At 39.2% G+C, this 7,073-nt stretch carries 6 protein-coding genes; 3 read left to right on the forward strand and 3 right to left on the reverse strand.

Annotated features, from left to right (window positions below):
* Positions 1-11: 11 nt before the first annotated feature.
* The 3 genes from Q0605_RS10145 to Q0605_RS10155 are packed head-to-tail and all read right to left on the reverse strand — an operon-like array spanning position 12 to position 2,451.
* Positions 12-701 carry an ATP-binding cassette domain-containing protein gene (locus Q0605_RS10145; RefSeq protein WP_298706718.1) on the reverse strand — a complete coding sequence of 230 codons (690 nt, stop codon included), beginning with the start codon at positions 699-701 and terminating at the stop codon, positions 12-14.
* Positions 701-1,498 (reverse strand): ABC transporter permease subunit, encoded by a 798-nt coding sequence (locus Q0605_RS10150; protein WP_298706720.1) that lies wholly within the window; start codon positions 1,496-1,498, stop codon positions 701-703. The genes Q0605_RS10145 and Q0605_RS10150 overlap by 1 nt, the downstream gene beginning before the upstream one ends.
* Positions 1,492-2,451, reverse strand: a complete 960-nt coding sequence (locus Q0605_RS10155) for an ABC transporter substrate-binding protein (protein ID WP_297917101.1) — start codon at positions 2,449-2,451, stop codon at positions 1,492-1,494. Before Q0605_RS10155 ends, Q0605_RS10150 begins: the two co-directional genes overlap by 7 nt.
* A 377-nt stretch (positions 2,452-2,828) precedes the next feature.
* Here Q0605_RS10155 and Q0605_RS10160 point away from each other — a divergent pair, with 377 nt between their 5' ends.
* The 3 genes from Q0605_RS10160 to Q0605_RS10170 all read left to right on the forward strand — a co-directional run.
* Positions 2,829-5,303, forward strand: a complete 2,475-nt coding sequence (locus Q0605_RS10160) for a DNA methyltransferase (protein ID WP_298706721.1) — start codon at positions 2,829-2,831, stop codon at positions 5,301-5,303.
* Position 5,304: 1 nt separating this feature from the next.
* A complete protein-coding gene (locus tag Q0605_RS10165; protein ID WP_298706723.1) occupies positions 5,305-6,096 on the forward strand; it encodes a hypothetical protein in 792 nt (263 codons plus the stop codon).
* A 476-nt stretch (positions 6,097-6,572) separates the two neighbouring features.
* The coding region (locus Q0605_RS10170) for a DEAD/DEAH box helicase family protein (RefSeq protein WP_298706725.1) at positions 6,573-7,073 on the forward strand (501 nt) is incomplete at its 3' end.

A 7,073-nucleotide genomic window follows, 5' to 3' on the forward strand; every position in this document is an offset into this window, starting at 1 on the left:
AGATAAAATTTCTACTCATAATAGCTCACTCCCCCAAACTGCTCGCTTACCATGCGCTCTTCGTACCGCTCGTCGCGCGCGCTTAGCGGCTCGTCCAGGCTCACGACGCGCCTAAGCCCCATCCCTTTGGGCTCGAGCTCGATGATCTCGTGGCTTAGGCGTGCGGCTTCGAAGCGGTCGTGAGTCACCAAAAGGCAGGCAAGCCTCTCGCGTTCGATCTTTGAGACCAAAATTTCGGTCAGTACGCCGCGCAGATCGCGATCCAGACCTACAAACGGCTCATCAAGCAGCGCCAGATCGCAGCCGCTAAGGATCGTGCGCAAAAACGCCGTGCGCTTTTGCATGCCACCGCTTAGCTCGCGCGGGAATTTATTCAGATCGCTCGGACTTAGCCCGATCTTTGCGGCGAGGGCGTAAATTTCGTTCACGCCCGCGGGGCTAAAAATTTCGATATTTTTAAGCGCCGTGAGGTTTGGTAGCAGGCGGTTTTCTTGAAACAAAAAGCTGATTTTCTTAAAGCCGTTTTCGATCTGCCCGCTTTTTTTATCCTCCAGCCCGCAGACCAGCCGCAAAAGCGAGGTTTTGCCGCAGCCGCTCGGGCCAAAGAGCGTCTTTACTTCGCCCGCGCGTAGCCGCAGCGAAAAATCGGAAATTATAACGTCGCGTAGAATTTCGTAGCGCAGATTTGAAATTTTTAGCATCATCTGCTCCACGGCATCAGTAAAATTTCAAGCGGCTTGGTCACGAGATAATCAAAAAGCGCCGTAAAGGCTATGACTAGGCACACATATGCCATAACCTCGACCGTATCGATATTGACGCGCGCTTCGGCTATCTTTGCGCCGATGCCGTCGTTCGCGCCCAAAAGCTCCGCCATTACAAGCACTTTCGCGCCGTTGCTGACTGCGACGTAGATCGCGGGAAGCAGCCGCTCGATTAGGTGCGGCGCGTAGAGGTAGCGCAGTTTTTTTAAAATTGAGCTTTTGTAGCTGTCGAAAAGCTCGGTGTATTCGGCGCTCACGCTAGCCATCGCCTGCGCCGCGGACGCAAAAGTCATCGGCGCGACGACGATAACGACGGTAAAAAGCACGCTTGTATCGCCGAAATGAAACCAAAATATCGCAAGCACGATCCAAACGATGGGCGGCGCCGAGAGAAGCACGGTGATTAGCGGGTTTAAAAAGGCTCGCAGGCTTTTGAAATACCCCGCCGCAAGCCCGCTGCAAATCCCAGCAAAAAGCGCGAGCAAGGTGCCTGCAAGCGCACGTTTAAGCGATAGAGCTAGATCGTTTGCGGCGAAATTTTTTAAAATTTCGCACGCTTTAGAAAAAACAGCCGCTGGCTCGGGCAGAATAAGCGGCCCGTAAGCCTCGCTCGCCACCTGCCAGACGGCTATGAAAAAGCACACCGCTCCTAGGCTCGCAAAGCCGCCCCACAGATAGTCTATGACGTAAAACGCGGGGTTTTGAGCTTTGCGAATTTTATCGATTTTTAGCATAGAAAAAACTCATCCTTAGGCATCGCGCCGCCGATGAGCTTAGGGTTAAATTCCATCAAAATTTCATAAAATTTCAAAAGCTCGTCCTTGATCTCGCTAGGCTTTTTGACGCACAAATTCGACGTATCGATACTCATAAATATCGCAGGCGGCGGCGCAGGGAAGAAATTTGTCCCGATCGCCGCGGCGCTTTGTTTGTTCGCTTTGATCCACGCAAGCGCGTCCGCTAAATCGGCATTTAAAATTTCAAAATCCGCCTTTTTCGCAGCGTAAAAATCGGTATCGGCGATGATGCCTGCTTGCGGGATTATGGGCTTTACCGAAAACGCCTGCGCCCACATATCGCTTAAATTTGCTCCTCGTTGCACGGCGATGCCCGATACTTTGCCCTTTAAGATCATGGCGCTTGCTAGCGGCTCCACCGTGATCGCGACGTCGTAGTCCTTAGCCAAAAACAGCTGCGCGCTCTCTGCGGGGCTGGCGGTGTAGTCGATGTTTAGCCCGCTGATGCCCTGCTTTTTCGCTATGGCTCGCACGATGATGTCTAGCATATCGTTTTTAAAAGGCATGACGATCTTTTTGCCCTTCAACTGCGCAAATTCCGTTATCTTCTCGCCCTTGCTCATCACGAAATTTAGTCCCTCGGTGAGGATATTTACCATACCGATCTTGCGCCCCTGATTTGCGAGGTTCACCCCTACGTTGCTAGGGCTCATCATGACCTTGTACTCGCCGTTTGCTACGCCTGCGCGCAGCTGATCGGGATCGCGCCAAAGCTCAAGCTTTGCGTCGTATTTTTTGCCGATCTGCCCCTGCATGCACGCAACGCCGATGATGAGGCTAGGCATCGCGGGCGCGCCGTAAATAGTAAAAGTCTCCTTTGCAAAAAGAGGGCTAGCAAGCCCGCTAGCCGCCAACGCAGACGTTAGTTTTAAGAAATTTCTTCTTTGCATATTCTCCTCTTTTCATTCCTGCCAAACGGCAAGATTTTGATAATCGATGTGCAATTATATCAAAAACAGGAGTGATTCGGTTTGATTAAGCTCAATAGTCCCGCTTTAAATTTTAATGCGCTAAAATTTAAAACGCCCCGCAGCGGTAAAATTTTATGCTAAAATGAAGAAAATTTCAATCCAAGGACACAAAATGAGAAGCGACATCATCAAAAAAGGCTATACGCGCGCACGCCGTACCGCTCGCCACTAAGAGCTACGGGACTAAAGAACAGCTATAATGGATGTTTTCGCATGCCGATAACTGCTTCAAAATTAGGTATTTAAAGCTATCCGTAATTTAAAAATAGTTATAATTTAAATTAAAAAGGCTTGCAATGGATTATAAAAAAGCATTTTACTCAAAACTAGAAGACTGCTACTTGGGTGCAAAGATCAAGGATGCGAAAGATAAAAGCGGTTTTGGTAATCTTTTAAGCATAAAAGAGCGATACTTTGAGCATATTAAGCAAATTTTAGATAAGCGGATTCCGTCAACGGACGATTTTGACGAACACGAAATTTACAACAAGCTTTACACATTTTTCGACAGTTATCTAAACGAAACAGGCACGCCGTTTTTTACCGATACGCCGATTTATAAAAATATCTATGCGAAAATTTACTCAAATTCTAAAGACACGAGCCTATTTTATAAAACACAAAATTTATACTACGTAAAATCGGACGTTATTTATAAAAGTATGACGCTAAGCGATGAAAACGCTAAATTTGCAGTGGAATTTAACGCAGACGAGTTTCGCCGCTCAAGCGATAACGTAAAATCAAAGCTAATTTTTAAATTTGCGGGATTAGACCAAGGTGCGAATTTACGGATACAAACTCCGCTAATCAAAATAAACGTAACGAATCAAAGCGAGCTATTTAAGGACTTAAAAAGCGTTTTTAAGCAAGGAAGTGGTGAATTCACGGACGATTTTTTAAAAGAGCTAAAAGGGCTCAAAATTGACAAAGATGAGCTAAAAAAGATTTTACGTAGCTATAAAAAGCAAAACGAAGTGGATTTTTTTATACATAAAGACGCCGAGAATTTTTTGAAAGAGCAGTTTGAGCTATGGATGTTTAGCCATCTCTACGGCGATAGCAAGACGCATAAGTGGCAGTCTTACGCGATTGAGAGATTACAAAAAATCCGCAATATCGCATTTGAGTTAATCGAAATCATCGCCAAATTTGAAAATGAGCTAAAAGCGATTTGGCTAAAACCGAAATTCGCCAAAAATACTCAATACGTTTTTACGCTAGATTTAATTCCTAATTTCGATGTTTCGCTCGTTACCGACAAGCAAATTGCCGAGTGGAAAGAGTTAAATTTAGTCGACGTTAATTTCGCCACCGATACCTTAAAAACAGAATTTGAAAAGTTTAAATTTCTACCGCTCGATACGAAATTTTTAAGCGATAAAAATAGACTGGATTTGCTTAGCAGGTTTGAAAATCTAGACGAAATTTTAAACGGCGAGCTCGTAAAATCGGATAATTTTGCCGCGCTAAATACTCTGATGCCTCGTTATAAAGGTAAAATCGATCTCATCTATATCGATCCGCCGTTTAACACGGGCTCGGATTTTGAGTATAAAGACCGCTTCCAAGATGCGACGTGGCTTACACTAATGCAAAACCGCCTAGAGCTTGCGCGCGAAATTTTAAGCAATAAAGGGAGTTTTTATTTACACCTTGATGAGAATGCCGACTTCTTAGGCAGAATGCTTTTAGACGAAATTTTCAATTTTGATGAGTGTAAAAAAATAACCTTTGACACAAATGCTACAAAGGACGAGGAAGCTGATTTATTTGGTTATAAAAGCTTTGGTAATAATTTTGCATTAAAGAGTTCGACTATATTTTTTATAAAAAATGGAAATAGTATATTTAATAAATTATGGAAACCGAACAGAAACATAAGTCAATTAAATTTAGGTCAGCTAGATCTAATAGCTGTGGCTAAAACAAATTGTCCCAAAAAAATAAAAGACTATAATTTTTTAATTGAACAATATGAAAACGATAAATTAAAATTACAAAGTGTCGATATTTCTAATGAAAAAATATATCCAGTAGGTGATATATGGAACGATATATATTCTTTTACGCAATCAGAGATGAGAGTTAGTGAAAATATTTCTTTTTATAGCTCACAAAAACCAGAACATATGATTAGACGTATTGTACAAGCCAGCTCAAATCAAAACAATTTAGTTTTAGATTTTTTTACTGGAAGCGGAACTACTTGTTCAGTAGCTCATAAACTAAAAAGAAGGTGGATCGGCATAGAAATGGGAAATCATTTCTATGAAAAGTATTTAAGTTTTAACAAAGAAAGTAAAACATTTGAGTATAGGCTTGGCTTATTAGGTAGGATGAAAAATGTTTTAGCAGGAGATAAATTTTTTTTTGCTATGAATAAATCCAGAAGGTCGTCGCTATCTAATATCATTGGCTATAAAGGCGGTGGAGCGTTTAGATACTACGAACTGGAAAGTTACGAAGAGGCTTTAAATGAGTGCGAATACGCACTAGATGAGAACGGTGTAATAGATTATCGCAGATCACGTAAGCTCATAAAGAAGCTAAATAAGGGTGAAAAAGTGCGCCTTGATATGGTCGGATACAGGGGTGAATTTGACATTTTTTTGAGTTATTCAAATTTGACTGGCGCAAAAATCAAACGAATTTTTGCGCGTGACGACGTAGAGTGCGCAGAATTTGAAAACGGTGAAATAATGCAAAAAGATGACATCGATATGGCAAAATTTCCTAAAATCCGCGACCTAATCTGGTGGGAGAGGTAAGATGAGCGAGAAAATAACTTTTAGTGAATGTGAACTTATTATAAATCAAAGCGAAATTCCACAAATAAATATTTTTGAAAATAAACAATCTGATAGCTATGAGCTAGATGGAGTTTATTATCAGGTTGATTGTGAAATCATAAAAAATAATATCTTTTGGATCTATGCTAAATATGGTAAACCTAAACCATATACAGATGAAGTTTTGAATATAGAAACGCAAGAGAATTATAAAAATAGCAGAAGCCCAAATGAAGCAGAACTTAAAAACCAGCTCTTTTGCATATATATTTATGATAAAACTACGCTATATGTTTCTGATTTTAGAAAAAATAGTTTTTTGAAAGATTATTTAAAAGCTAAGTATAATAAGGAATTTGATATTAAAAAATATTTTATAGATCCGAAAGAATTTGTAGACACAATATCATCTGTTGAAAGTATTAAATTTACATCTGGCGATAAAGATTTATTTAATGGCGCAATATTTGATGATATTGGCGATGTGTATGGATTAGGGCAGCCTATCAATTTTACGCTAGAAGCAAAAATTCAAAACAAATTATTTGAACGTGAAAAATTTATAAATTTTCTTAATAGATTCAAATTTAAAAAAGAAAATTGCGAAATTAGTAGGGTAATTTGTATAGGTAAAGATGACGAAGGCTTTGAAAAAATTTTTAACCTTGAAACCTTAATGAAAAAAATACAGGTCAATGTTGAAAAAGATAAAAATGGAATGTATGACGCGGAGTATGTAAAACGATCGCTCTTGGAACAATTGAATGTATAGATATCATAAAATATCTGTGATAATTATTTTTTTATTATCCTTTATATCTATTTTTTTTATATCATTGATTTTTTTTGATATACGAAAAATAGAAAATTTTATAAACATATTTTCTACAAGTTTAATTACGTTTATGTCTATTACATTTGGTTTTTATCTTGCAAGTTTATCTATTTTGTTTTCATCAAAATATCTTGGAACTTTGTATGATATAGATCCATTGATACCAACTCAGCGCAAAATTCACACGTTAAAGCACTACATAACAGACGCAATTTGTATTGTATTAGCTACGATTATTATTTGTTTTATGTCTTTAATTGCGCCCATAATCGATAATGTCTATTTTTATTTAGCTATATTTGCTCTATTAATTACCCTATTTATAATAAATTTTGTATTTATATATTTCATTTTTAAAGTATTTATAAATGCCTTAATAACTCAATCTTTAGAAAAATTTAAAGAAAATAAAGATGAAAATTCAAGCCGATAAACTAATCCTAGCCGAAATTTTAAAAGAGCGAAATTTGAGCGCGGAAGCAGACGCTCTAAATTTGAGTGATTTTTCTAAATTTAAGCTTACCGATTACCAACAAAGCGCGGTAAAAAGTGCGCTAAAAATCTTAGAGTTTTATTCCGCAAGCCATCAAATTCGAGGTGGCGATAGTGCAAATTTACACAGTTCAAATAATCAAAGCAATTTTAGCGAGCGCGAAATTTTGCTTGAAAATTACCGTAAATTTGGCGCAAATTTAAATACATATGAGATTAATCGCGCCAGTTTTTGGATGGCTACGGGAAGTGGAAAAACGATCGTAATTATAAAACTGATTTGGGCGATTTCGCGGCTGATTAAGTTTGATATTTTACCTAAAAAGCCAATTTTACTTCTTGCGCCGACCGAACAGATTTTAAGCCAATTTAAAGAGCGAATAAATGAATTCAATCGCTATCAAAATGAGCAAATATACGCG

The organism is uncultured Campylobacter sp. (assembly GCF_938017705.1).
Classification (GTDB): Bacteria; Campylobacterota; Campylobacteria; order Campylobacterales; family Campylobacteraceae; genus Campylobacter_B.